Origin of the sequence: Streptomyces sp. 7N604 (assembly GCF_052245475.1) — a bacterium.
Classification (GTDB): Bacteria; Actinomycetota; Actinomycetes; order Streptomycetales; family Streptomycetaceae; genus Streptomyces.
Genome location: NZ_JBQQBX010000030.1, coordinates 68,050 through 94,455 on the forward strand (window position 1 = coordinate 68,050; position 26,406 = coordinate 94,455).

At 72.1% G+C, this 26,406-nt stretch carries 14 protein-coding genes; 9 read left to right on the top strand and 5 right to left on the bottom strand.

Going from position 1 to position 26,406, the window contains the following annotated elements:
• The first annotated feature begins 15 nt into the window (after window positions 1-15).
• Window positions 16-1,377 carry an ABC transporter permease subunit gene (locus ACTWP8_RS29370; RefSeq protein ID WP_443325114.1) on the top strand — a complete coding sequence of 454 codons (1,362 nt, stop codon included), beginning with the start codon at window positions 16-18 and terminating at the stop codon, window positions 1,375-1,377.
• Window positions 1,374-2,291: a carbohydrate ABC transporter permease gene (locus ACTWP8_RS29375; RefSeq protein ID WP_443325115.1), complete on the top strand. Its 918-nt coding sequence runs from the start codon at window positions 1,374-1,376 to the stop codon at window positions 2,289-2,291. The genes ACTWP8_RS29370 and ACTWP8_RS29375 overlap by 4 nt, the downstream gene beginning before the upstream one ends.
• Before the next feature lie 76 nt (window positions 2,292-2,367).
• Here ACTWP8_RS29375 and ACTWP8_RS29380 read toward each other — a convergent pair whose 3' ends face one another.
• A complete protein-coding gene (locus ACTWP8_RS29380) occupies window positions 2,368-3,933 on the bottom strand; it encodes a glycosyltransferase family 39 protein (protein ID WP_443325116.1) in 1,566 nt (521 codons plus the stop codon).
• 149 nt (window positions 3,934-4,082) lie between these two features.
• Between ACTWP8_RS29380 and ACTWP8_RS29385 the strand changes: the two genes are divergently transcribed.
• Window positions 4,083-5,789 carry a glycosyltransferase family 2 protein gene (locus ACTWP8_RS29385; RefSeq protein WP_443325117.1) on the top strand — a complete coding sequence of 569 codons (1,707 nt, stop codon included), beginning with the start codon at window positions 4,083-4,085 and terminating at the stop codon, window positions 5,787-5,789.
• Window positions 5,790-5,832: 43 nt separating this feature from the next.
• Entirely contained in the window at window positions 5,833-6,816 is a 984-nt protein-coding gene (gene galE / locus ACTWP8_RS29390) for a UDP-glucose 4-epimerase GalE (protein ID WP_443325118.1), read from the top strand.
• Window positions 6,817-6,834: 18 nt separating this feature from the next.
• Here the strand turns inward: galE and ACTWP8_RS29395 are convergent, their stop codons facing one another.
• Both ACTWP8_RS29395 and ACTWP8_RS29400 read right to left on the bottom strand, forming a co-directional pair.
• Window positions 6,835-7,977, bottom strand: coding sequence for a glycosyltransferase (locus ACTWP8_RS29395; protein ID WP_443325119.1), 1,143 nt, complete (start codon window positions 7,975-7,977; stop codon window positions 6,835-6,837).
• Entirely contained in the window at window positions 7,974-10,877 is a 2,904-nt protein-coding gene (locus ACTWP8_RS29400; protein WP_443325120.1) for a bifunctional glycosyltransferase/CDP-glycerol:glycerophosphate glycerophosphotransferase, read from the bottom strand. The genes ACTWP8_RS29395 and ACTWP8_RS29400 overlap by 4 nt, the downstream gene beginning before the upstream one ends.
• Before the next feature lie 68 nt (window positions 10,878-10,945).
• On the opposite strand from ACTWP8_RS29400, the gene ACTWP8_RS29405 reads away from it, so the two are divergent.
• The 3 genes from ACTWP8_RS29405 to ACTWP8_RS29415 are packed head-to-tail and all read left to right on the top strand — an operon-like array spanning window position 10,946 to window position 14,930.
• Window positions 10,946-11,941: a glycosyltransferase family 2 protein gene (locus tag ACTWP8_RS29405; RefSeq protein WP_443325121.1), complete on the top strand. Its 996-nt coding sequence runs from the start codon at window positions 10,946-10,948 to the stop codon at window positions 11,939-11,941.
• A gap of 8 nt (window positions 11,942-11,949) precedes the next feature.
• Entirely contained in the window at window positions 11,950-12,300 is a 351-nt protein-coding gene (locus tag ACTWP8_RS29410) for a GtrA family protein (protein WP_443319806.1), read from the top strand.
• Window positions 12,297-14,930: a YfhO family protein gene (locus tag ACTWP8_RS29415; RefSeq protein WP_443325122.1), complete on the top strand. Its 2,634-nt coding sequence runs from the start codon at window positions 12,297-12,299 to the stop codon at window positions 14,928-14,930. The genes ACTWP8_RS29410 and ACTWP8_RS29415 overlap by 4 nt, the downstream gene beginning before the upstream one ends.
• 41 nt (window positions 14,931-14,971) lie before the next feature.
• Here ACTWP8_RS29415 and ACTWP8_RS29420 read toward each other — a convergent pair whose 3' ends face one another.
• The gene (locus ACTWP8_RS29420) at window positions 14,972-16,900 is read right to left on the bottom strand and encodes a stealth family protein (protein WP_443325123.1); all 1,929 of its coding nucleotides are present in this window, start codon (window positions 16,898-16,900) and stop codon (window positions 14,972-14,974) included.
• A 224-nt stretch (window positions 16,901-17,124) separates the two neighbouring features.
• Between ACTWP8_RS29420 and ACTWP8_RS29425 the strand changes: the two genes are divergently transcribed.
• Together ACTWP8_RS29425 and ACTWP8_RS29430 are read left to right on the top strand one after the other, a co-directional pair.
• On the top strand, window positions 17,125-18,180 hold the full coding sequence (locus ACTWP8_RS29425; RefSeq protein ID WP_443325124.1) for a hypothetical protein: 1,056 nt from the start codon (window positions 17,125-17,127) through the stop codon (window positions 18,178-18,180).
• A complete protein-coding gene (locus ACTWP8_RS29430; protein ID WP_443325125.1) occupies window positions 18,177-21,173 on the top strand; it encodes a stealth conserved region 3 domain-containing protein in 2,997 nt (998 codons plus the stop codon). Before ACTWP8_RS29425 ends, ACTWP8_RS29430 begins: the two co-directional genes overlap by 4 nt.
• Window positions 21,174-21,254: 81 nt before the next feature.
• Here ACTWP8_RS29430 and ACTWP8_RS29435 read toward each other — a convergent pair whose 3' ends face one another.
• Window positions 21,255-26,201, bottom strand: a complete 4,947-nt coding sequence (locus tag ACTWP8_RS29435; RefSeq protein WP_443325126.1) for an NAD-glutamate dehydrogenase — start codon at window positions 26,199-26,201, stop codon at window positions 21,255-21,257.
• Window positions 26,202-26,406 lie beyond the last annotated feature (205 nt).

Sequence of the window (26,406 nt, forward strand, 5' to 3'; positions counted from 1 at the left end):
CGGGCCGTCTCCGACATGAAGACGGCGACCGCGGGGGGCGCGGCCGCGCCCGGCACGCCGCCCCCCGCCGACCTTCGTCATGGCAAGAGCGTGCTCGGCACCCGGCCCTGGGTGGCGGCCTGTTTCCTGCTGCCCGCCCTGCTGCTGCTCGGCGCGCTCGTGGTCTACCCGATCGGGTACACGGTCTACCGCAGCTTCTTCGACGCCTCCGGCACCGGCTTCACCGGCCTGGACAACTTCGCCGACATGTTCTCCGACGCCGGCACCCTCACCGCCATCAAGAACAACCTCATCTGGGTGGTCGTCGCCCCGGCCGTCTCCACCGCGCTCGGCCTGATCTACGCGGTGCTGACCGAACGGGTCCGCTGGGGCACGGCGTTCAAGCTGATCGTCTTCATGCCGATGGCGATCTCCATGCTCGCGGCCGGGATCATCTTCCGGCTGGTGTACGAGCAGGACCCGGACCGCGGTGTGGCCAACGCGGTGTGGGTGGGGGTGCACGACACCTTCGCCGAGTCCTCCGCCTACCCGGGCGCGCACCCGCTGCCCACCGCCGGTCTCGCAGCGTCGGGCGGCGGCTCGTTCACCACCAAGTCGGCCGTGCGGCCGGGCGGCGCGGCGAATCTGCCGCTGGTCGGGGTCAAGGCCGGGACGATGCCCGAGGACGCGGCCGACGCGAAGACCGCGCCGCCCGCCGACGGGAAGATCACCGGCACGGTCTGGCTGGACTTCGTCAAGGGCGGGGGCGGGAAGCCCAACGTGATCGACCCGGGCGAGAAGGCGCTGTCCGGGATCACGATCGAGGCGGTCAGCGGCGGCAATGTCGTCGCCACGGCCAAGACGGGCGCCGACGGCACGTACGCGCTGCCCGCCGACAAGGCCCAGGGAGCACATCTCCGGCTGCCCGCCTCGAACTTCACGGAGCAGTACAACGGCGTGGACTGGCTCGGCCCGTCCCTGGTCACTCCCGCCATCATCGGCTCGTACGTGTGGATGTGGGCGGGCTTCGCGATGGTGCTGATCGCGGCCGGCCTGGCTGGCGTACCGCGCGAACTCCTGGAGCAGGCGCGGGTCGACGGCGCGAGTGAGTGGAAGGTCTTCCGGAAGGTGACGGTGCCGCTGCTGGCGCCGGTGCTCACGGTCGTCCTCGTCACCCTGATGATCAACGTGCTGAAGATCTTCGACCTGGTCTACATCATCGCGCCGGGGGCGACCCAGCAGGACGCGAACGTGCTGGCCCTGGAGCTGTATCTGCAGTCCTTCGGCACGGACGCTGACCAGGGTGCGGGCAGCGCCATCGCGGTGCTCCTGCTGCTGCTGGTTGTCCCGGTCATGATCGTCAACATCCGCCGGATGCGGAGGGAGGGCCGACGATGACCGCATCGACGCCGACGGACGCGCCTGTCCTGGCCACGACCGCGACGGCGGAGAAGCGGGGGAAGCCCTCCCTCGCCTCCCGCCTCGCGGCCCGTGCGGGCGGCGGCGTGACACAGGTCTTCCTGATCCTCGTCGCGCTGTTCTGGCTGATGCCGACCCTCGGGCTGCTGATCTCCTCCCTCAGGGACTCGACCGACATCGCCACTTCGGGCTGGTGGGAGGTCTTCACCGCCCCCGCCCAGCTCACCACGAGCAACTACTCCGAGCTGCTGAGCAACGACGCGATCACAGGCTCCCTGTGGACCACCGTGCTCATCACGGTCCCCTCCACGGTGCTCGTCGTCGTCATCGGCTCGCTGGCCGGATACGCCTTCGCCTGGCTGGACTTCCCGGGCCGGGACTGGTGGTTCCTGCTGGTGGTCGGGCTGCTGGTGGTGCCCGTACAGGTGGCGCTGATCCCGGTGGCGAAGCTCTTCGGCACCCTGGGGATCTTCGAGACGACGACCGGCGTGGTCATCTTCCACACCGCCTTCGGGCTTCCGTTCGCCGTCTTCCTGCTGCGCAACTTCTTCGCCGAGATCCCGCGCGAGCTGCTGGAGGCGGCGCGTCTGGACGGGGCGGGCGAAGTCCGGCTGTTCACCCGGGTCGTGATGCCACTGGGCGGTCCCGCGATCGCCTCGCTCGGCATCTTCCAGTTCCTGTGGGTCTGGAACGACATGCTGGTGGCGCTGATCTTCGCGGACGACGGGGCCCCGCCGATCACGGTCGCCCTGCAGCAGCAGGTCCGCCAGTTCGGCAACAACATCGACGTGCTGGCGCCCGGCGCCTTCGTGTCGATGGTGATCCCGCTCGTCGTGTTCTTCGCCTTCCAGCGGCAGTTCGTCTCCGGCGTGATGGCGGGGGCGGTCAAGTAATGACCGGAGCGGTCACGCAGCGGCACGCGCGCGGTGGGACGTCGTGCGCGTGGCGCACCGCTCGGTGGCACGGCGGTCAGTTGTGCACGTACAGGTGCACGCTGCCGCCGTGCAGCCGTTCCACGCCCTCCCGGTGGAACTGGTCGGAGAGAACCTCCTGCTTGACCCGCTCCCCCGCGTCCCGGAACACCCGCCGCTGGTCGGAGTCCTCCCGGTCCAGCAGCCACACCCGCCGCGCCTTCGGCAGGGCCTCCCGCAGCCGGTCCGGCGGCAGTTCGGTGCCGAAGAGGGTGCCGGACTCGGCCGGGGTCCGGTCCAGCGCCACATCGCGCAGCCCCTCGAACATCTCCGGATACGCGATGGCGGCCTTCCGCCGGGTGCTCGCGAGGAAGACCACCGCGTCGCCCGGCTTCGCCTCCTCGCGCACCAGCCGCGCGACCGCCCGCAGGTCGTCCAGCCTGCTCGCGCCGGACCGTACGTGGTGGTGGGCGCCGAGCTGGCCGCCCAGCACCAGTGACACGACAAGCGCCGCGGCCATCGGCATCGCCAGCGGCATCGCGCCGCGCCACAGCACCAGACCGGTGAGCCGGTCGAGCCCGGACGCGGCGAGCAGACACAGGCCCGGCAGCGCGTACAGCACGTACCGCTGGTCGTAGACCGGGTCCACCTGGGAGATCGCGACGAGCAGCGCGGGCGGTACCACGAACAGCGGCAGCGCGACGGTGACGACCGAGACCGGGGGCGCGTCGAGCGTCGGGCGGCGCGGCGCGAAGAGCGCGGCGGCCGCGAGCAGAAGGATCAGGCAGGCGACCCAGCCGGAAGGACCGGCGAAGGACCGTACGAGCCGGGTCACGGCCTCCCAGCCGGGCACCGGGATCCAGGCGAGCGCCTCCTCCTTCTGTCCGCGCGCGACCCAGGCGACCGGCACCATGGCGGCCGCGGCGGTGGCCGCGGACAGGCCCCAGCAGCGCCACTGGCGAGCGTCGCTCCTGGCCACGAGCAGGGTCACGGCGTGCGCGGCGGGAAGGAGCAGGGCGAACGCGTGCAGCAGCACGGTGAGCGCGGTGAACAGGGCGTACCAGCGCCACCAGCGCGCCTCGCCGGTCTCGCAGGCGCGCACCAGGAAGTACGTGGCGGCCATCGTGCCCGCCATCACGAGGGCATAGCTGCGGCCCTCCTGCGCGTAGAGGCTCACCACCGGCACCACCGCGAAGAGCATTCCGGCCACCAGACCGACCCGGGCTCCGGCCAGCCGGGCGCCGATCGCAGCGACGAGAGCCGCGGCGCAGACCATGCCCGCGACCGAGGGGAGCCGCAGCATGGTCTCGTCGGGGCGCACGCTCAGCAGGCCGTGCATCAGCAGGTAATAGAGGCCGTGGACCGCGTCGATGCTGCCGAGCAGCTGCCACAGCTCGCCCGGGGTGCGGCGGGCGGCGCTCCACGTGGCCGCCTCGTCGCTCCACATCCCGCGGCGGCCCAGATCCCACAGCCCCAGGATCGCCATGGTGGCGGCCGGGAGCAGCAGGGCCGCCACCGGAGTGCGGCGCACCACGGGGACGGGCCGGAGCGGGATCTTCACCTCGGTTGTGACCATCGACGTGCTCCTGTTCTTGGCGTCGCTGTCCGCTTCTTGGTTCGGCATGAGCCGTGGGGTGCTTGAACTGGGGTCCCACGGGCGTGGGACCTGGGCGGTGCGGGCCCGTCCGGGGCGTACGGCCCGGGCGCGCCCGCAGGCGGAGCGGCGCTCCGGTCGCCCCCAGCGGCCGCGAGCGAAATAGACTGATGTCACATATGGCAGCAAAGACCCCAACCGAACCGTCCGCGGCGCAGGTCAGCGTCATCGTGATCGGTTACAACGACGCCGAGCACATCGCGGACGCGGTGCTCTCCGCCCTCCGCCAGGGCACGCAGGTCGCCGAGGTCGTCGCCGTCGACGACGCCTCGACCGACGCGACACCGGATGTGCTGCGGGACCTCGCCGAGCGCTACGCCCGGGTCCGCGTGGTGCGCCGCGAGGCCAACAGCGGCGGCTGCGGCACACCCCGCAACGACGGGCTGCGGCGCGCGACCGCCCCGTACGTGATGTTCCTGGACAGCGACGACGTGCTCGAAACGGGCGCCGTCGGGGCCCTGTTCCGCGCGGCCGTACGCCATGACGCGCGGGTCGTCGCGGGCCGCTGCGTGCGCCGTGAGCTGCCGGGCGGGCGTGACGTGCCCTGGCAGCGGGCGCTCTTCACCCGGGAGGCGGCGTACGGCTCCCCCGCGGAACTCCCCCGCCTGGTCCGCGACACGGTCTGCGTCAACAAGCTCTACGACCGCTCCTTCCTGGACCGGCACGGCATCGCCTTCCCCGACGGCCCCTTCCGCTACGAGGACTTCGTCTTCACCGCCCGCGTGCTCGCCGCCGCGCCGCGCATCGCCCTCATCCCCGACACCGTCTACATCTGGCATGTGCGCCGCTCCACCGGCCGGCCCTCGATCTCCCTCGCCCGCGACGACATCGACAACTGGCGCAGCCGCCTCCGCGCACACCGCCGCGCCCTCGAGATCTTCGAGGAGGCCGGGCAGAAGAAGCTGACGCGGGCCGCCGAGGTCAAGTTCCTCGATGACGACCTGCGCCTGTACGCGCGCGAGCTGGGCGGCCGCAGCCCCGAGTACCGCGCGGAGTGGTGGCGGCTGGCCCAGGAGCACCTGGCCTGCTTGGACGAGCCCGCGCTGCGGGCCGCCCGCGCCCCGGCCCGCTGGATCGCCCGCGTCATCACGGCCGCCGACCGCCCGCGCGACCTCGAGCGGCTCGTCGAGCTGGCGGGCAGGCCGGCCCGGCTGATGCCGCCGTACGCGCGCGTGGCCGGGCGCCCGGTGTGGGACGCCGACCTGCCGGGCGTGGTCCTCGACGGGCTCGACAGCAAGCCGCTGCACCGCCTGCCGGTCACGGTGGAGGCCGAACCCCGCATCGCCTGGCGCACCCGGCGCGCCCGGCTGCGGCTGGCCGTGCGCGTGTACGAGCTGTACGGGCGGCTGGCCGCCGCAGGCCCGCTGACAGTGGACATCGAGCTGCGGCACCGCGACGACGGCCGCCTCGGGCTCACCCGTAACGCCGCCCTCAACCCGGACGACGACTCCTGGACGGCGGAGGTGCTGCTCGGCCTGGGGGACGTGGCGGCGGCAGGCGGGGGGCGACCCCGCGGTGTCCGCGCCGCCGGGCCCGACACCTGGGACGTACGCGTGCGGGTGCGCTGCGCGGACAGCTCCTCGCTCTACACCGCGGCCCGCGCCACCGGCCCCGGCCTGCGGCGCACGGCCGTACCGAGCAGGCAGTACGGCCTGCTGCTGCTCCAGCCGTACGCCACGGTGGGCCGGTCCCTCGCGCTGCGCCTCGCGGCGGGGCCGAGCGCGGCGACCGCCGTGCTGCACCGCAGGCTGCGGCGTCTGGCCACCCGGAACACCCTGAACACCCGGAACCGGCGGCGGAACCGGAAGCGGGCCGCTGTCCGTTGACCGTCCGACGACCTCGGCTTGAGTTTCTCGAGTTTGGAGACCCATGTCCTTCTTGATCACGGGCGGCGCCGGGTACATCGGCGCCCATGTCGTACGTGCCATGACGCGGGCGGGCGAGCGGGCCGTCGTGCTCGACGACCTCTCCACGGGCGACGCGGCCCGGGTGCCGGAGGACGTGCCGCTGGTCGTCGGCTCGGTCCTGGACCGCGAGCTGCTGGACCGTACGATCGCGGAGCACGGCGTCACGGGCGTGGTGCACCTGGCCGGGAAGAAGCAGGTGGGCGAGTCGGTCGAACGGCCGCTGCACTACTACCGGGAGAACGTCCACGGTCTGGAGACGCTGCTCGGAGCCGTGGTCGCCGCGGGCGTCACCCGCTTCGTCTTCTCCTCGTCCGCGGCCGTGTACGGGATGCCGGACGTCGACCTGGTCACCGAGGACACCCCGTGCGCGCCGATGAGCCCGTACGGCGAGACGAAGCTGGCCGGGGAGTGGCTGGTCCGGGCGGCCGGCACGGCACACGGCATCGCGACGGCCTGCCTGCGCTACTTCAACGTCGCGGGCGCCGCCGCCCCCGAGCTCGCCGACACCGGCGTGTTCAACCTCGTCCCGATGGTCTTCGAGAAGCTCACGGCAGGCGAGCGGCCGCGCATCTTCGGCGACGACTACCCGACGCCGGACGGCACCTGCATCCGCGACTACATCCACGTCGAGGACCTGGCCGACGCCCACCTGGTCGCGGCCCGGAAGCTCACGGAGCCGGGATGGACGGGAGACCTGACGGTCAACATCGGCCGCGGGGAGGGCGTTTCGGTCCGCGAGATGACCTCCCTCATCGCGGACGTCACCGGGTACCACGAGCCACCCGAGGTCACCCCGCGCCGTCCGGGCGACCCGGCCCGCGTGGTCGCCTCCGCCGCCCTGATCGCCGCCGACCTGGGCTGGAAGGCCCGCCACGACGTACGCGAAATGGTCCGCTCGGCCTGGGACGGCTGGTGCCTCCACCACCGTCAGGCGCGCCGCGCCTGACGGCGGGCGCGCGCTGCGTCACCGCTCCAGGAACGCGAACAGGTCCTCCCAGCGCCGGACGATCTCGCTCGGCACGTACCGCTGGACGTTCGAGCGCGCCGCCTCGCCCATCCGGTCGCGCAGCTCGCGGTCGGAGACCAACTCGTCCAGGCGGCGGGCGAGTTCCGTCGTGTTGCCCGGGGGCGCCAGCAGGCCGTCCTCGCCGTCACGGATGATCTCGCGGACGCCGGGGGCGCAGTCGAAGGCCGCGCAGGGGACGGCCGTGGCCATGGCTTCCATGAGGGCGAGGGGGAAGCCCTCGCCGCGGGAGGACTGGACGAAGAGTGAGCCGCGGCGGAGGGCCCCCGGTACGTCGTTCGTGCGGCCCATCCACTCCACCGAGTCGTCCAGACCCAGTGATGTGCACTGCTTGCGGAGCATCTCCTCGTCCTCGCCCGAGCCGTAGATCCGCAGGGTCCAGTCGGGATGCAGGGGCGCGGCCTCCGCCCAGGCGTCGAGCAGCATGTCGATGCCCTTCTGGTCCGTCAGCCTGCCCATGCTGATGACGGCCTTCTCCGTACGCGGCGACGGCTCGCCGGGCATGAAGGGCAGGGGGTTCGGCATGAAGCCGGTGTTGTCCAGGCCCCTGCGGATCCACAGGTCCGCGTCCTCCCTGGTGAGGACGAGCATCCGGTCGACGTCCCGGAAGAACCGCAGCACCCGGCGGAAGCGGGAGCTCTGGCGGGTGTACTCGTACGACTCGTGGCTCATGCCGATGACCGTCGCCCCCGCGGTGTCGGCCAGGGCCACCCACTCCATCGCCCAGACCTGGGTGACGATGACGATGGCAGCGGGCCCGGCCGCCCGGAACATCGCGCTCAGCTTCTCCGCCTGTTCGAGCATTCCGGCCTCACGGGCGCTGCGGTGGCGGCGCTCCACCACATCGAGCCGTCCCCGCAGGCCGCGCAGGGGGCCGAGTTTCGGAGGGGGAGCGTCGTAGAGCGTGGTCGTCGGGTACGGGAGATCGCCGCCGAGGTCCTGCGGAACGTCGGGGTCGGTGATGCCGATGACGTGCACGCGGTGGCCGCGCTCGGTGAACAGCCGCGCCATCTGGTGCGACCAGCTGGTGACTCCGCCCAGCTCGTCGATGCTGTTGGAGACGAAGAAGATGTCCCGGCTCACCTCACGCCTCCCGTGCGGAAGAAGGTCTCGACGATCGTGCGCGACGCGTCGCCCCGGTCGTACTCGCCGAACTCCGCCGAGAACCGCCGCCGCGCCTCGGCGTATTCGGTGTCCGCCGACTTGAGGTCGGCGATCGCGGCGAAGAGCGCCTCCTCGGTCTCCGCCACCGGCCCCGGGGCCTTCTCCCGCAGGTCGAAGTACGTGCCGCGGGCCTCCCCCGCGTACTCGTCCCAGTCGTACGCGTAGAAGATCATCGGCCGGTCCAGCAGCGCGTAGTCGAACATCACCGACGAATAGTCCGTGATCAGCCCGTCCGCGAGGGTGAGCAGCGGGGTGATGTCGTGGAGGGCGGTGACGTCGAGGACGGTACCGCGCACCGAGGGCGGCAGCACCACGTGGTTGAGGTAGTGCGAGCGGATCAGCAGGACGTGGCGGTCGCCGAACCGGCGGGCGAACTCCTCGACATCGAAGGGGAGTTCAAAACCGCGGACCCGGCCCTCCTTGCCGCTGCGGAAGGTCGGCGCGTACAGCAGCACCTGCCGGTCCGCCGGGATGCCGAGCTCCGCGGCCAGCTGCCCCCGCTCCCGTACGCCGGAGGCCTCTTCGCGCAGCCGCGCCGCGACCAGCGCGTCGTTGCGCGGGTAGCCGGTGCGCAGCAGCACCTCGTCCCGCAGCCGCAGGGCCCTGGCCAGGGTGCGGACGTCGTGCTCGGAGCGGACCAGGAAGTGGTCGAAACGGTCCAGGACCCGCTGGTACGCCTCCTGTTCGGGGCGGCCCTGCAGCTTCTTGCGCGGCTCGTCGAAGCCCATCCGCTTGAGCGCCGAGCCGTGCCAGGTCTGGATGTACGTGGTCCCGGGGCGCTTGGTGAGCTTCAGCGGGAAGCCCTGGTTGTCGATCCAGAACTCGGCCTGCGCCAGGGCCCGCAGATACGGCCAGCTCCAGCGGCGTACGAGGGCGGCGTCGCCCGGAAAGCCCTCGGGCCGCCGCCCCACGTACGACCAGACGGGCTCGAAGCGGACGCCCTGGCGGCGCATTTCCTCGTAGATCGCGCGCGGGCTGTCGCTGTACTGCTTGCCGAGGTGGCTCTCGAAGACGACCAGGCCGGGGCGGACGGGAAGCCGGCAGAGCAGGGCATGGTACGTACGGATCTTCGTGTCGCCCGAGTTGAGCCAGCGCCTGACTCTGCGGGCCCTGCGGACGCCCGACTTGGCGAGGTCGCCCGCCCGGCCGGCCACGGCGGCGTCGACGGCCGCGCGGGTGCGGACGGCGGCCGCACCCTCGGCGGTCAGCACGAAGGAGAGGTGGCCGCGCCGGGAGATCCGCGGCTCCAGGCGGTCGGCCACGAGCCGGGTGAGCCGCGGGCGTACGCGCAGCGGGCGGGCCCGTTCGAGGGCGAGGCCATCGGCGCTGAGCCGGGTGCGCAGCCGCTCGCCGTCCACGTCCAGGAGCAGCCGGACGTCCCACACCGCGTCGATCACGCCGAGCGGCCGCAGCCGCCGGCCGAGGTCGGCCTCGGCGGTCCAGTCGAGGAAGCCGTCCGTGTGGCGCAGCGAGAGGAGCGGGAAGCGGAAGGTCTGCAGGCTGCGGCGGCGGGCCCGGAACTCCAGTTGTCCGCGCACGCTCGCGCCGGGCGGGATCCGGCCGAGCGGGTTGACGATGCTGCCGGCCAGGCGGACGGTGCCGCGGCCGTCGTCCTCGTACGCGGTGAGGCGATTGCGCAGGAACATCGTGCCGAGCGGCTGGGTGTGGTAGCCGAGGTCCGTGACGTCCAGGACCCGGCGGCCCTCGGGGTCGTCGAGATGCTCGGCGCACCAGAAGATCCGGCCGTCGCGCTCGGCGAGAGGCGAGGAGATCTTGTCCCGGTTGGTCAGGGTGTCGGCGGCGGGCAGCAGGTTGTCCCAGTCCTCGCGGGCCAGCAGATACGCGCAGATGGCCTGGATGGGCTGGACTTCCGCGTACGCCTCGGGGTCGATGGTCGCCAGATAGCCGTTCGCGAGCTCGGCGAAGCGGTGCCGGTACTCCTCGTCCAGCAGCGGCAGATCGCGCAGATGGAGCACGAGATCGTGCTTGAGGAACTTCACGTCCTTGTGGAACTTCAGCTCGCGCAGCCGCCGCCGCTCCAGCACCTCGTCGACGCGGCGGTGGATCTCCATCCGGTGCGCGAAGTTGGCGATCTCGTGCCGCCGGTTGCTGATGGACTTGCTCCCGCCCGCGTTCTCGGCGACGTTCCAGAAGTAGACGCGGTTGGGGACGAGGGCGATGCGGGTCGCGGCGAGATAGGCGCTCGCGGAGAAGAACAGGTCCTCGTAGTGGATGCCGACGGGGAAGATCAGGTTCTGCTCCAGCAGGAAGTCCCGGCGGTAGCACTTGTTGGTCGACAGGGTGTCGAAGACGAAGAGGTCGGGGAGTTCGGTGACCGACTCGAGGGTGCGGGTGGCGGAGTAGAGCCAGGGGTACCACTCGACGGTCTTGCGGTGCCGGCTGTCGACGTGGACCCGGACGCAGAGGCCGGAGACCAGGTCGGCGCCGGTCCGCTCGGCCGCCTCCAGCATGTTGCGGCAGGCGTTGCGCTCCAGCTCGTCGTCGCTGTCGAGGAACATCACGTAGCGGCCGCGGGCCTCCTCGATGCCGCGGTTGCGGGGGGCCCCGCAAACACCACTGTTCCGGTCCCGCCCGAAGAAACGCACCCTGTCTGGATGGTTGGCGGTGAGCTCCTGCTCCACCCCATACGAGCCGTCCGTGCTGCAGTCGTCCACGATCAGGATCTCGACGCTGCGCAGGGTCTGGCCGAGGGCTGAGCGCACGGCGGTGGGGAGCCGCTCGACGTCGTTGTAGACGATCACGACCACCGACACCTCAGGTGCCGGCGCCGGGTTTCCGGTGATTTCCGTGGTGCCCATCCGCCCCTCCGATCGGCTGAACCAAAGGCTGATCATAACGCGCCAAACCATGACATCTCGTAGAGTACGTGCGTCGTGTGACGGCGGTGGCACCGGAGGTGCGCGGGGTGTTGTCGGTGGTGGTGCCCTGCTTCAACGAGGAGCAGGTGCTCGAGGCGTTCAACCGGGAACTGCACGTCCGGCTGCTCGAGCTCGGGATCCCGTACGAGGTGGTCTACGTCGACGACGGCTCGACCGACTCCACGCTGTCCCTGCTGCGCCGGTTCGCCTCCTGCGACCACCACATCCGCTACCTGTCCCTGTCCCGGAACTTCGGCAAGGAGGCGAGCATGCTCGCCGGCCTGCGGGAGAGCACCGGCGACCAGGTCGTCCTCATGGACGCCGACCTCCAGCACCCGCCCGCCTTCATGGGGCGGATGCTCGAGCTCCAGCGCGAGGGCTACGACCAGGTGGTCGCCCGCCGCTCCCGCGACCACGACGGCCGGATCCGGACCCTGTTCAGCCGCGGCTACTACCGGCTCGTCAACCACTGGGCCGAGGTCGAGCTGGTCGACGGCGCGGGCGACTTCCGGCTGCTGTCGCGCCGCGCGGTCGACGCGCTGCTGGACCTGGAGGAGCGCAACCGCTTCTCCAAGGGCCTGTTCTCCTGGATCGGTTTCACCACGGCCTTCTTCGACTACGCGGACACGCCGCGCTCGGGCGGCAGCAGCAAGTGGAGCTACCGCAAACTCCTCAACTACGCGGTGGACGGTCTCGTCTCCTTCAACAGCAGGCCGCTGCGCCTGGCCATCCATATCGGGCTGCTGCTCTCCTGCCTGGCCTTCCTCTACGCCGCCTGGACCATCGGCGCGGTGCTGATCGGCGGCATCACCGCGCCCGGCTACGTCACCCTGCTCGTCGCGATCACCGGCTTCGGCGGGATGCAGATGGTGCTGCTCGGCCTCATCGGCGAGTACGTCGGCCGGGTCTACAACGAGAGCAAGCAGCGGCCGCACTACCTGGTGCGCGAGCGCACGCCCTCGGACGTGGCCCGGCCGCCGACGCTGCGGGCCCGCTCCTCGTGAGGGGGCAGCTGGTGCGCTTCGCGCTCGTGGGCGTGGTCAACACCGGTACCTACTACGCGCTCTACCGGCTGCTGTGCCTGTGGCTGCCCTATCTGGCGGCGCACCTCGGCGCGACCCTGCTGAGCATGGTCGGCTCGTTCTTCCTGAACGTCCGCTTCACCTACCGGACCGACCCGACCTGGCGGAAGTTCCTGCTCTTCCCGCTGACCAACGTCACCAACATCGTCCTGACCACCGCCGGAATCTACCTGCTGGTCTCCGTCCTCGGCGTGGACTCGCGGATCGCGCCGCTGATCGCCGCCGCCGGCGCGGTCCCCGTCACCTTCCTGGTCGCCCGCAGCATTCTGGTCGCCGCGTGAGGGCCGCCCGTGGGGGCCGCGGGATCCGCGGGGTCCGCCGGGTCCGCGGCGCCGCGCTGGGCGCGGCCGTCGCCATGGCGGCGTTCGTGGTCTCCGGCGCCGTGCGCGGCACGTACCCCTTCGGCGGCCGCTCCCGGGCCGTCAACGACCTGGGCAACCAGTTCGTCCCCTTCCACGCCCACCTGTGGGACCTGCTGCACGGCACCTCCTCGGGCGATCTGTTCTTCAACTGGAACAGCGCCTTCGGGGTGCCGTACTGGGCCGAGTTCACCAGCTTCCTCGGCAACCCGTTCTCGCTGCTCGTGGCGCTCTTCCCGCGCCGCCTGGTGGACCTGGGCGTCTATACGGGCGAGGTGCTGAGCATCGGGGTGGGCGCGGCGGTGATGGCGCTCTGGCTGCGGCGGCTGAAGCCGGGGCCCTGGTGGCAGACCGGCCTCCTCGGCGCCGCGTACGGCCTTTCGGGCTGGACGCTTGGCGACGGCACGCCCGACCCGATGTGGCTGTGGGGCCTGACCGCCCTCCCCCTGATGCTGCTGGCCCTGGACCGCTGCACCCGCGACCGCGGGTGGCTGTGGGCGGCGCCCATGGTGGGCCTCGCCTGGGCCGGGAACTTCTACACCGCGATGATGGCCGCCCTCGGCACGGCCCTCGTCGGGATCGTGCTCCTGGCCACGCGCGCGTGGAGCCGGGGAGAGCGCCTGCGGTTCGTACGGAGGGCCGCCGTCGCCTTCGCGCTCGGCACGGCCCTCGCCGCGCCCGCCTACCTGCCCGCCTACCTCGCCAGCGGGAACGCCGTTCCGCTGCCGGCGCTGCCCTTCCACCGGCCGCGGCTGCTCGAATACGCGCTCCAACTGCTGCCCGCGCAGCGCGTATTCGGCAGCTTCCCCCGGTTCTTCGCCGGCATGCTCGTCCTGCTGCTGGTGCTCGCCTTCCCGCTCAGCCGGCGGATCCCCACGCGCACGCGCGCGGTGTGGTGCGCGGCCCTGCTCACGGTCGCCGCCTCCTTCTGCTGGCTGCCCACGGTCAAGCTCTGGTACGGCCTCTCCCAGCCCAACGGCAGCCCGTACCGGGCGGCCTTCGTGCTGACCGGGCTGCTGGTCTCCGTCGCCTGGCTCTGCCTCGCCCACCGGCCGGGTCCGCGCCCGCTGCTCGCCGCGGGCGCGGCCGCCTGCGCCCTCGCCGCGCTGTCCGCGCACCACGAGAACGGGGTCGGTCCGCTCACCTGGCTCGTGGTCCTCGGCTCCGGCGGCGTGACCCTGGGCCTGCTGCTGGTCCTGCCGCGCACCCGGGGCCGTACCGCGCCGCCCGTCCTGGCTGCCGCGCTCACGGTCGTCGTCTTCGCCGAGTCCGCCGCCAGCGCCGTGACCGTCGACGAACAGCGCGACAGACTGCGCTTCTTCGCCCCCAAGCCGACGTGGGGCGCGCGGCACGACGCCGTACGCGCGGCCCTCGACCGCGCCCGCGGCTGGCCCGCCCACCGCACCGACACCGGGCCCGCCGACATCGTCAACAACGACCCGCAGCTCTTCGGCAGCGAGGGCCCGTCCTACTACAGCAGCTTCGTCCCGAAGCGGACCGCCCGCCTCATGCAGCGCTTCGGTTACGCCTGGACGATGCACGGCCGCCATGTGATGGGCCAGAGCAACCCGGCCGCCGACGCGGTCTTCGCCATCGGCGCCCGGGTCCGGCACGCACCGGGCTCTGAGCGGGCGAGCGTCGTCCGCTTCCCGGCGCCGCCGCTGGTCACGGTCCATCCCCGCAAGGCGCCCCGGCTGCCCGCCGACGCCTCGGCGTTCGCCCACCAGCAGGCCGCTCTCGGCCATGAGGTGTACGAGCTGCCGCGGATCTCCATCGACCGGACACGGACCCGGAACCGGACCGGGACACGGAGCCGGATCACCCCGCCCAGGCTGCGCGAAGGCGGCCCGTACCGGCTGGCCGCCGGGGGCTCCCCGTACCGCATCAGCGCGCGCTGTACGCCGGGCCGCCGCCTCTACGTGCACGGCCCCTGGACTGACGCCAGGCTCGCCGGTCCTGGCGGGAAGACCGTACGGCTGTGGGGCGACTACCCCGCGAACGCCCCGGCCGCGAAGCCGCTCGGCACGGTCCCCGCGAGCGGGCGGGTCACCGTGACCGTCAGCCCGTTCGAGGACACCGAGTTGCCGACCTCACCCCTCGGGTGCCTCGACACGGGCGGGCTGCGGCGGGCGGTCGCGGAGCTGCGGGCCACCGGCGCCACGCGCGTCGAGGCGGGCGGGCACACGCTGCGGGCCACGCTCCCCGCCGGGTCGTCCGGCACCGCCGTGGTCGCCACCGCGCCCACGCCCGGCTGGCAGTGCTCCGTCGGCGGCGGCCCCGCCCGCAGCCCGGAGAGCCGCCTCGGACTGCTGGCCGTCCCGCTGCCGCCGGGCGCCGGACCGCGCGAGATCTCCTGCTCCTTCCGGCCACCGGGGCTGCGCCTCGCGGGGGTCACCAGCGCGTCCGCGGCGGCGGTGCTGCTGCTCGCCATGGCACTGTCGGCCGCGCGCAGGCGTCGCGCGGCCGGGAACGGCCGCGGCCAGGGCGCCGCTCCCTCGCCAGGCACCGCGCCTGCGGCGCGGCCTTCTTCCCCCACCCGCCCGCCGTCCTAAGGGCGGGCGGGCGAGACGAGGCCCGCGCCCTGGGCGCGGGGTTACCCCGGCAGCTCGTACGGGGCAGGCAGCGGGAAGTACTCGTCCAGGAAGGGGTGCAGGAGCGCCACCTGCCCCTTGATGTCGGCCTCGTCCGACTGGGTGTCGTTGAGGCAGAAGACCGCCCGGTCGCGGTCGGCGAGCAGCCGGTCGAGACGGGCCGCGGCGTTCGGCCGGGAGAGGTCGATGTACGCGTAGTCGAGGTCGCTCGGCAGCGCCCGGCCCGTGTGGAACGCGTAGTAGTGGTGCAGCGAGGACGGTATGGAGATGTCCTGGAGGCTGCGGAAGCGGTGCGAGGCGGTGGCCCGGTGCGCTTCCACGAACTCCTCCTCGATCTCGTGCAGCACGCCGCGGCGCAGCGCGTGCGGCACGTGCTTCATCTTCTGCACGGGCGTGGTGCCGAACCGCGCCTCGATCAGCGCCCGGTTGTTCTTGCCCGCCACCGATACGGGCACGTCCTCGTCCGACGGCGGGCCGAGCGGCACGAGCGCGGGCGAGGGGAAGAACTTCGTCAGCCCGTTGGCCAGGAAGAAGTCCTGCGGCACGGCCTCACGCCCGAGGAAGACGTCGTCGTTGAAGTACAGGAAGTGCTCGGACAGGCCCTCGATGTGGTGCAGCTGGCTCTCGATGGCGTGCGAATTGAAGGTGGGCAGCATCTGCTGGTCGCGGAAGATCTCGCGGTGACCGACGATCCGGATGCGGGGGTTGGAGGTGTCGAGCCAGCCGGGGATCTGGTCGTCGGTGACGATGTAGATGCGGCGCACCCACGGCGCGTAGGTCTCCAGCGAGCGCAGCGAGTAGCGCAGCTCGTCGCGGTTGGCGTAGCGGGCGGCGTTGGCCGCCTCGTCGTGGTACGCGCGGCCGGCGAAGCGGGCGCGGCGGCTCAGCCACGCGGGGTCGGAGCCGTCGACCCAGGTGTAGACGGCGTCGATGGGGAAGGCGATGTCGCCGGGCAGCGGGTGGGTGAACTCCTCGCGGGTGCGCACTTGGAGGGGCACGGTGGCGCGCGGGCCCTGAGAGGCGCCCGAGCCCTGGGTACGACGGGAGTCCTGGCTGTCGCGGGTGTCTTGGCTGCCGCGGGAGCCCTGGCTGTCGCGGGGCACGTACGGCGCGGTGAACAGCGCGCCCGGGACCCGCACGGACCGGCCTCCGGCGGGCACCGACTCGGTGACGGCGTTGCGGCGCGGGGCCGTGAGCCGGCCGTCCTCGCGGGTCCAGAACTCGACGTCGCAGCCGTACGGGGTGCCGAGCACCAGCCGCTGCCGCTGGTCGGTGCGGAACCAGCAGATCCGCAGCGCCTCCGCCGAGGCCAACCGGCGCCAGACGCCCGGCTCGTAGCCGGGGCCGACGTGCTTCGGTTCGCGGCTGCCGTACGCGAGCGCGCTCACGTACCCGGGCAGTGTGCGGCACAGCCGGGCGAGGGCCGCGAGCGCACGGCCGCGGTCCTCGGCGGCGACGGCGACCACGGCCGCGCTGCGCTGTCTGCCCCGTACGCAGAAGTACGCGATTCCGGCCTCCTCCAGCGCCGCGGTGACCGCGCCGAGGTTCGCCGTACGGGCCTGAACGGGCGACAGGTCGCGCTCCACCAGGGCTATGCGGGGCTGCCCCGCCACCACGGCGACCGCACGCCCCGGGACGGAGAGCAGGTCCTGGCGGCGGTCGGCCAGGTGGGCGGCGCGCAGCCGGTGGATCCCGCGGGCCGAGGTGAGTTCCCCGATGCGCCGCTTGACGCTGCGCCGCAGCTCGGGCGAGGAGCGTCCGGCGATCGCCCGGCGGACGCCCACGGGGACGGCCTTGCGGTAGACCGACACCAGCGCCGACGCTTCCGGATTGACCGGGGCACCGGCCACGCTGCCGCGCCCGCGCAGTTCTGCCGCCCCCGGACCGGGCTCGGCTATGCCCTGTCCCTTCACCTGAACCGCTCCATTCATGGGTGAGCCGTTAGTACATCGTTGGACTGATGACTGCTGTTCCGAGTTGTGCGCATTGACATGGCAGTTCTCCTTTTCATCCCCCGTGCAACCTCTTTGGCGGAGTGGCTGTCTTATGGACAGACGGAGGCTTTGCGGCATCTGCTGTTCAACACCTCGGTGACCCTGATCACCCCTGATGAGATGAAACAAGATGGTTTAGCCATGATGAGAAACGTGTCCCTATGAGCGACGCCCTGCTGGCCCGCGCCGTCGGAGGCGCGCGGAAGGCCCGGACCACCGCGGTCCGGGTGCGCCGCCGTGTGGAGCGGATGAACACGGCCCTGGCGCTCGGCACCCACGGCAGGCACCGTCCGCTGCTGCGGCCCGTCCACCTCTCCGTGCTCGGCGGCCGCACCCTCAACGCCGCCGTGCCGTTCCCGTCGCCCGTCGCCGGGATCCACGCCGCCCGGCTCGAACTGCGCCGCGGCAGCCGCCGGGAGTCCGTGCCCCTGGAGCAGGAGCCATACGGGGACGGCGGCATGCTGCTGCTGACCGCCACCGCGCCGCTGCGCCACACAGCGACCGCCGCGTCGAGCCTCGGGGCGGGCACAGCGGCGAGCGGCGGACACGAACAGCCGCGCACCGGCGTGGCCCTGAGCCAGGGGGTGTGGCGGATCGCGCTCGTCGTGACCGACGGCGCGGGCCGCGAACTCCGGGCCGGTCTCGCCGCCCCCGCCCGGCACCCGGTCGAGGGCCCCACCCTCCCCCACCCCCCGAGCCCGGCCTCCGGCGCGCTGTTCCGTCCCGTACGGTCGGTCGACGGGCACGCGATGCTCAAGGTGACGGCGCCGCGCCGGCAGGCCGAGCTGACCGCGCTCGACCTGCGCTGGGACCGGGTGACCGTCCGCGGGCGGCTGATCGGCAACCGCGTCCCGCACGCTTCGTACGCGGCGGAGGCCGTACGGCACGGCGCGAGCGCCCAGGGCAAGGCAGTCCCGGCCCCCCTCCTCTGGGAGGGCGACACCTTCACCTTCGACCTGCCGCTCGCCGCCATGGCCGCGGGCGAACGCACCCAGCGCACCTGGGACGTCCAGCTGCGGTCGGGGCGCACCCGGCTCAGGGTGGCCAGGCGCCTGACCGGCATACGCCACCCCAAGAAGGTCTTCCGCACTCCGTACCGCGTCATCGCCCTCGAGGGCGGCGCGCTGCTGCGCGTGCACGCCCACGTCACCGCGGCCGGCGCCCTCGCGGTGACCTGCGCCGCCATCACCGCAACGCCGATCTACGAGGACGCATGAAGATCACGTACCTGCTCACCTGGGGCGACGAGATGGGCGGCACCGAGATGGCCGCCTACACCCAGGCCGCCCACCTCGCGCAGCGCCACGACGTCGAGGTGCTGAGCGTCTTCAGGACCGGACCCGAGCCCTTCTTCGCCTCCGCACGGCAGGTGAAGCGCCGCTACCTGATCGACAGGACCGGGCTCTACGAGCGGCCGGAGCGCGCCAGTGCCCTCGGCGAGGACGCCTGCCGCACCCTCGCCTCGCTCCCCAGCGAGCTGATCAAACCGTCCTGGGAGTCCACCTTCGACCGGCTCTCGGACATCGAACTCACCGCCGCGCTCGGCTCGCTGGACTCCGACGTCCTCGTCACCACCACCCCCGCGCTGATGGCGGCGGCGGCCGAGCTGGCCCCCGCCCGCACTGCCACGGTCCACCAGGAGCACCGGGCCTCCCAGCTGCGCGGCGTGAGCGGCGAGCCGCTGCTGGTCTACGCGCCGCGGATCGACGCGCTGGTGTCGCTGACGGAGCGTACGAACGACTGGTTCGCCGACTCGCTCGGCGCCGCGGCCCCCGAGCTGGTCGCGATACCCAACGCCGTACCCGGCGGCTTCCGGCCCCGCTCCGACCTCGACGGCAGGACCGTCGTCCTCGCCGCCCGGATGACCCCGGAGAAGCGACTCGACCACGCCATCAGCGCGTTCGGGCGGATCGCGGCCGAGCACCCGGGCTGGACTATGCGGATCTTCGGCGACGGGCCGCAGGAGGTGAAGCTGCGCCGGCTCGTCGAGGGACTCGGCCTGCACGACCGGGTCGAACTGCTCGGCCGCTCACGGCAGATGGAGGAGGAGTGGGCCAAGGCGAGCCTGTGCGTGCTGCCCTCGCGCAACGAGGCCTTCCCGCTGGTGCTGCTCGAGGTCTTCGCGGCGGGCGTGCCCGTGGTGGCGTACGACATCGTCACCGGGCCCGCCGAGATCGTCAGGCACGGGGTCGACGGCCTCCTCGTACCGCCCGGCGACATCGACTCCCTGGCCGTGGCCATGGACAAGCTGATGGGCGACGACGAAACCCGGTACGCGTACGGCAGGGCGGCCCGGCAGGGCGTTCACGAGCGCTTCTCCGGCGAGCGGATCACCGCCCGGTGGGAGGAGCTCTTCGAACGGCTCGTCGCCCGCCGCGGTCGTGGTTCCGTGGAGCGCCTGGCGGCCCGCGCCGACCGGACCGCGCTGCGCATCGCCGCGGGCGGCACCCGCAGCTTCAGCGCCGCAGCGCCCGTCTCGCCGCTGGCCGCCTCCGCGGACGAGCAGAAGGCGCGCGAGGTGCTGCTCCAGGCGCAGGACCGCACCGGCCGCCTGATCCGCTCGGCCGGGCGCCTCGCCGAGCTGCGCGACGACATCACCGCGCAGCGCATGGCCGACCTGAATCTCGAGCTCGCCGCGCGGGCGCTGGAGGACGGCGGGGTGCCGTACCTGCTGCTGCGCGACACCCGGACGGGACACCGGGTCGCCGTGCCCGTGGAGAGCCGGTCACGGGCGTGCGAGGCGCTGGCCGCGGCGTTCCAGGGCGCTCCGGTGTACGCGGAGCTGATCGGCCCGCGCGGCGCCGCCCCCGGCGCCATGCTGGCGGAACGGCTGCGCGAGGCGGGAGATGTGGCGGGCCTGCGGGTCTTCAAGCCGGTGACGTCGGAGAGCAGGACCCTGCGGTACGGGCCCGCGTACGGCTGCACGGTCGAGTTCTGGGCGGAGGAGGACGGCGAGGACGCGGCGGATACGGCGGGCGCGGCGACCTTGCCGGAAACCGCAGGAGCGGTGAGCACGACGGGAGGCTCGGGGGCCGCGGATTCGGCGCGCCCTGAGGAGGCCGCGGGCAGCGCGGCGGGTGGCGCCGCAGGCGCGCGCGCCGCTGCGTCACCGCGGTGGCGCGGCGCGCCGCGCGGCACGACCCTGCGCGGGCCGCGGCTGCCCTCCCTGGTCCCCGACGCCACCCGTCGCGTCGGCGACCGCGACTACCCCACCGCCTCGGCCTTCACCGAACTCCTCATGTGGGACGTCGACTTCCCGGTGGACGCCGTCTACACCTGGGTGGACGACAGCGATCCGCGCTGGCGGGAGAAGCAGGCCCGCTGGACGGCGGCGCGGGAGGCACGGGAGGCACGGGAGGGCGGTGGCCAGGAGGCCGACAGCGGCGACGTCCGCTTCCGCAACCGCGACGAGCTGCGCTACTCGCTGAGGTCACTGGCGATGTACGCACCCTGGGTGCGGAACATCTACGTCGTCACGGACGACCAGGTGCCGGACTGGCTGGACACCTCCGTGCCCGGCATCCAGGTCGTCGACCACCGGGAGATCTTCGCCGACCCCTCCCACCTGCCGACCTTCAACTCGCACGCCATCGAGAGCCAACTGCACCGGATCGACGGACTGTCCGAGCACTTCCTGTACCTCAACGACGACGTGTTCCTGGGGCAGCCGCTGCGGCCCGACGCGTTCTTCCAGAGCAACGGCATGGCGCGCTTCTTCCGCTCCCCGACCGCGGTCCCGCCCACCGGCGTCACTCCGGACGACGAGGGCTACATCGCCGCGGGCAAGAACAACCGCGAGCTGCTGAAGCGGGCCTTCGGGCGGATCGCGACGCACGGCTTCCTGCACGCGCCGCACCCGCTGCGGCGCAGCGTCCTGGAGGAGATCGCCGAGCGCTTCCCCGACGAGGTCGCGGCGACCGCGGGGAGCCGCTTCCGCGCGCACACGGACCTGTCGGTCACGTCTTCGCTCCACCACCACTACGGCTACCTGACGGGGCGTTCGGTGCCGTCGTCGATCTCCTGCGCCTTTGTGAACGCGGGCCGCTACGACCACCACACAGTCCTGACCAGGCTGCTGGCCGCCCGCAGCCACGGCGTCTTCTGCATCGGCGACTCAGCAGACGCGGAAGTCCCCGCCCCCGAACAGGACCGCGTACTCCGCGCGTTCCTCTCCGCGTACTTCCCGGTGAAGTCGCCCTACGAGCGATAAGCGAGGGTGTGGGCATTCGTTCCGCTGGGGCTGGGGGCACCTCCCAGCCCCGCGGAACGAATGCCCACAAACGGGCCGCTACTAGTGCGTGCGCAGCAGCTGCCGCATCGTACGCATCGCGACCGACAGATTCGCCAGGTCGAAGGACTCCGAACTCTGGATGTCCTCCAGAGTCGTGCGGGCCCTGCCCAGGATCGCCGCGTTCTTCTGCTCCCAGGCCTTGAAGCGCTCCTCCGGCGACGCACCGCCGTTCGCCGACGCCAGGATGTCGGAGGTGAGCGCCGCATGCGCCGCGAACAGGTCCTCGCGGATCGCGGCGCGCGCCATCGACTGCCACCGGTCGGCCCGCGGCAGCTCGATGATCCGGTCCATCAGCTGGCTGATCCGCAGCCGGTCGGCCAGGTCGTAGTAGACCTCGGCGACCTCCAGCGGCGTCCTGCCCGTGCGGTCAGCAATCGCGACGATGTCGAGCGTCGGGAAGGCGGAGGAGAAGCCCGCGACGCGCTCCCCCAGCTCGGTCGGCACCCCGGCCTCGGTCAGCTCGTCGTAGATGTTCTGGTACCAGTCCAGGTCGGAGCCCTTGAGCAGCTTGGGCAGCTGGGCCCAGACCTCCGTGACCCGGTCGCCGAAGAACTCCACGTTCTCGGCGAGCCGCAGCGGCTGCGGCCGGTTGCCGAGCAGCCATCGCGTAGCCCGCTCGACCAGCCGACGCGAGTGCAGCCGGATCCGGGTCTGCACCGCCGCCGGAACCTTGTTGTCCAGCGCCTCGACCTCGTCCCAGACGTAGCCCAGCTTGAAGATCGCGCGGGCCGCGGTCTGGGCGCGCACGACCTCTTCCGTGGACGCCCCGGTCTCCTCGCGCATCCGGTGCAGGAAGGTCGTACCGGCGCTGTTGACCGTGTCGTTGACGAGCACCGTCGTCACGATCTCCCGGCGCAGCGCGTGGTTGTCGATGTGCTCCCGGAACCGCTCGCCCAGCGCCTTCGGGAAGTACGCGTGCAGCAGCCACTGGAGGTACGGGTCGTCCGGCAGCTCTGTGGCGATCAGCTCCTCGGCGACTGTGATCTTCAGGTAGGCGAGGAGGACGGCCAGCTCCGGCTGGGTCAGGCCGCGGCCCGCCCCCAGCCGCTCCCGGATCTGCCGGTCGGTCGGCAGGAACTCCAGCGCGCGGTCGAGGCGGCCGTCGCGCTCCAGCCGGCGGATGAAGCGCTGGTGGGCGTGGAGGAGGCTGGGGGCCTGGGCGGCGGCGTTGGCGAGGGCCACGTTCTGCGCGTAGTTGTTGCGCAGCACCAGCGCGCCGACCTCGCCGGTCATCTCCGCGAGCAGCTTGTTCCGCTGCTTCACGGTCATGTCGCCGTCCTCGACGACCTTGTTGAGCAGGATCTTGATGTTCACCTCGTGGTCGGAGGTGTCCACACCGGCGCTGTTGTCGATCGCATCGGTGTTGATCTTGCCGCCGTGAGCGGCGAACTCGATCCGGCCGAGCTGGGTCAGGCCCAGGTTGCCGCCCTCGCCGACGACCTTGACCCGCAGGTCCTGGCCGTCCACCCGGATCGCGTCGTTGGCCTTGTCGCCGACGTCCGCGTGCGTCTCTGTGGACGCCTTCACGTACGTACCGATGCCGCCGTTCCACAGCAGGTCGACCGGGGCCTTGAGGATGGCCTTCATCAGGTCGGCCGGGGTCACCTTGGTGACGCGCGACTCGAGCCCGAGGGCGGCGCGCATATGGGCGTTGACCGGGATGGCCTTGGCCGAGCGCGGGAAGACGCCGCCGCCCTGGGAGAGGAGCGAGGTGTCGTAGTCGGCCCAGGAGCTGCGGGGCAGCTCGAACACGCGGCGCCGCTCGGCGTACGAGACGGCGGCGTCCGGGTTCGGGTCGATGAAGATGTGCCGGTGGTCGAAGGCCGCGATCAGGCGGATGTGCTCGGAGAGCAGCATGCCGTTGCCGAACACGTCACCGGACATGTCGCCGACGCCGACGGCGGTGAAGTCCTGGGTCTGGGTGTCGTGGCCGAGCTCGCGGAAGTGCCGCTTGACCGACTCCCAGGCGCCGCGGGCCGTGATGCCCATGCCCTTGTGGTCGTAGCCGGCCGAGCCACCGGAGGCGAAGGCGTCGCCGAGCCAGAAGCCGTACGCCGTGGCGACCTCGTTGGCGATGTCGGAGAAGGTCGCGGTGCCCTTGTCCGCGGCGACGACGAGGTAGGTGTCCTCCCCGTCGTGGCGGACGACGTCCTTGGGGGGCACGACCGCGCCGCCGACCAGGTTGTCGGTGATGTCGAGCAGACCGGAGATGAAGGTCTTGTAGCAGGCGATGCCCTCGGCCAGCCACGCGTCGCGGTCCACGGACGGGTCCGGCAGCCGCTTGCCGACGAAGCCGCCCTTCGCGCCGACCGGCACGATCACGGTGTTCTTCACCATCTGCGCCTTGACCAGGCCGAGGATCTCCGTACGGAAGTCCTCGCGGCGGTCGGACCAGCGCAGGCCGCCGCGCGCGACCTTGCCGAAGCGCAGGTGGACGCCCTCGACGCGTGGCGAGTAGACCCAGATCTCGTACGCCGGGCGGGGCGCGGGCAGGTCGGGGATGGCCTGCGGGTCCAGCTTGAGCGAAAGGTAGCCGTGCGGCGCGCCGTCCTGGGAGTGCTGGAAGTAGTTGGTCCGCAGGGTGGCCTTGATGACGGTCAGGAAGGAGCGCAGGATGCGGTCCTCGTCCAGGCTGGCCACCTGGTCCAGGGCCGCGTCCAGCTCCTCCAGCAGGGCGTCGGTCAGCTCGACGCCGGCTCCCTGGCGCGCCGGGGACATCCGGGCCTCGAAGAGGTTCACCAGCAGCCGGGTGGTGTGGACGTTGTCGCGGAGGGTGTCCTCCATGTAGTCCTGGCTGAAGGTGGAGCCCGCCTGGCGCAGGTACTTCGCGTAGGCGCGCAGCACCGACGCCTGTCCCCAGGTCAGCCCGGCGCGCAGCACGAGCATGTTGAAGTTGTCGCTCTCGGCCTGGCCCGTCCAGACCGCGGCGAAGGCGTCCTGGAAGCGCTCGCGGGCGTCGTCGGCGAGGTAGTCGCCGCCGTTCTGCGTCGGGGCGGGCATCCGCAGCCCGAAGTCGTAGATCCAGGCGCTGGAGCGGTCGGCGCAGCGCAGCTCGTACGGCCGCTCGTCGATGACCTCGACGCCGAGCCGGTTGAGGACCGGCAGGACGGCGGAGAGGGACACCTGGGCGCCGGACTTGTAGATCTTGAAGCGGCGCTCGCCGGGGGCCGCGCCCACGGGCTCGTACAGGCTGAGCTCGAAGTCCCGCTCACCGCCCTCGGGCGTGAGCCGCTCCAGGTGCTGGAGGTCGGAGACCGCGGCGCGCGGCGAGTAGTCCGCCTTGTAGCCCTCCTCGAAGGCGTTGGCGTAGCGCCGCATGAGCTCGGCGGCGCGCTCCTCGCCGACCTCGGCGTTCAGCGCCTCGGAGAAGCCGTCCTCCCAGGAGCGGGCTGCCTCGGCGAGCCGGTTCTCGATGCGCTCGGCGTCGGCCTCGGTCAGGTCGGGCAGCTCGGTGCCGGGCTCGACACGGACGACGAAGTGCAGCCGGGTGAGCACCGACTCGGTGCTCATGAGCGTGAAGTCGACGCTGGTGCCGCCCAGCTCCTCCTTGAGGATGTTGGTGAGGCGCTGCCGGACGGTGGTGTTGAAGCGGTCGCGCGGCAGGTAGACGAGCGCCGAGTAGTAGCGGCCGTACTCCTCCTGGCGCAGGTACAGCCGCAGCCTGCGGCGCTCCTGCAGGTAGAGGACGCTGGTGACGATCTCGCGCAGCTTGTCGACCGGGGTCTGGAACAGCTCGTCGCGCGGGTAGGTCTCGAGGATCTGCAGCAGGTCGCGGCCGTCGTGGCTGTCCGGCGTGAAGCCGGCGGTGACCAGCACCTGCTCGACCTTGCGGCGGATGACCGGGACGCGGCGTACGGACTCGGTGTACGCGGCCGAGGAGAACAGGCCGAGGAAGCGGCGCTCGCCGACCACGTTGCCCTGCTCGTCGAACTTCTTGACACCGATGTAGTCGAGATAGGAGGGGCGGTGCACGGTGGCGCGGCTGTTGGCCTTGGTCAGCACCAGCAGCTTGTGCTCACGCGCCTTGGCGCGGGCGTCGGCGGGGAGCCGGTTGAAGGACGGCGAGACGGGGTGGCCGTCGGCCTCCTTGTGCGAGGGGTCGGAGCGCAGTATGCCGAGGCCGGTGCCGGGGACGGCGGAGAGCACGTCCTCCTCGCCGTTGGCGGGCTCGGTGGTCAGCCGGTACTCGCGGTAGCCGAGGAAGGTGAAGTGGTCGTTCGCCAGCCAGCGCAGCAGCTCGCGGGCCTCCTCGATCTCCTCCCGCGGCAGGTCGTCCGGGACCGGCTCGGACTGCAGCCCGTCGGCCAGCCGCATCGCGGCGTCGCGCATCTTCTCCCAGTCCTCGACGGCCTCCCGGGCGTCGGACAGGACACGGAGCAGGTCGGCGGTGATCTGCTTGAGGTCGGAGCGGTCGGTCTCGCGGTCGATCTCGACGTGGATCCAGGACTCGGTGACCGCGTCGTGCGGCAGCTCGCCGTCGCGGGGCGAGGCGTCGGGCAGGATCTCGATCAGCTTGCCGGTGAGATCGCGGCGGACGACGATCTGCGGGTGGATCACGACGTGGATGCCGCGGCCCTGGCGGGTCAGCTCGTTGGTGACCGAGTCCACCAGGAACGGCATGTCGTCCGTGACCACCTCGACGACCGAGTGGCTGCAGGTCCAGCCGTTCTCCTCGACGGTCGGGGTGTGGACGCGCACGTTCGCGGTGCCCTGCGGGCGGGATTCGGCGAGGCGGAAGTGGGAGAGTACGGCCCCCAGGATGTCGACCGGGTCGCGGTCGGCGAGGTCCTCGGGAGCGGTGTGCAGGTAGTAGCGCTGGAGGAACGCGGAGAGGGCCTCCGGAGCAAGGCCCTGCACCGGGTGTTGGCCCCCGGCAGGGCTGTTCTCAGCTACCCGGGCCGCCCGTACGAGCAAATCGGCCTTGGCTTCGTCCAGCTTGGTCTGCATGGTCCTCTGGCTCCTGTCGCGCGCCGTTGCGTGACGTCGGTGATGTCGGCATCACGCCGCGACACGGGATCTCCGGTCGTAGTCGACGGTATGCCTCGATGAGAGATGGCCGGGGCTGAATCGGCCATGTTCGCCGTCAGCTCCCCGGGCAGGAGATCAGCGGCGGCCGGGGCACAGTGGCTCACCGGGCGCTGGGCCGGGGCTA

Bases quoted from the DNA above. Each gene is read 5' to 3' on its own strand.
- ACTWP8_RS29420 (WP_443325123.1), bottom strand. From the start codon at position 16,900: ATGAATGGAGCGGTTCAGGTGAAGGGACAGGGCATAGCCGAGCCCGGT.
- galE (WP_443325118.1), top strand. From the start codon at position 5,833: ATGTCCTTCTTGATCACGGGCGGCGCCGGGTACATCGGCGCCCATGTC.
- ACTWP8_RS29425 (WP_443325124.1), top strand. From the start codon at position 17,125: ATGAGCGACGCCCTGCTGGCCCGCGCCGTCGGAGGCGCGCGGAAGGCC.
- ACTWP8_RS29435 (WP_443325126.1), bottom strand. From the start codon at position 26,201: ATGCAGACCAAGCTGGACGAAGCCAAGGCCGATTTGCTCGTACGGGCG.
- ACTWP8_RS29385 (WP_443325117.1), top strand. From the start codon at position 4,083: ATGGCAGCAAAGACCCCAACCGAACCGTCCGCGGCGCAGGTCAGCGTC.
- ACTWP8_RS29400 (WP_443325120.1), bottom strand. From the start codon at position 10,877: ATGGGCACCACGGAAATCACCGGAAACCCGGCGCCGGCACCTGAGGTG.
- ACTWP8_RS29375 (WP_443325115.1), top strand. From the start codon at position 1,374: ATGACCGCATCGACGCCGACGGACGCGCCTGTCCTGGCCACGACCGCG.
- ACTWP8_RS29370 (WP_443325114.1), top strand. From the start codon at position 16: ATGAAGACGGCGACCGCGGGGGGCGCGGCCGCGCCCGGCACGCCGCCC.
- ACTWP8_RS29430 (WP_443325125.1), top strand. From the start codon at position 18,177: ATGAAGATCACGTACCTGCTCACCTGGGGCGACGAGATGGGCGGCACC.
- ACTWP8_RS29380 (WP_443325116.1), bottom strand. From the start codon at position 3,933: ATGCCGAACCAAGAAGCGGACAGCGACGCCAAGAACAGGAGCACGTCG.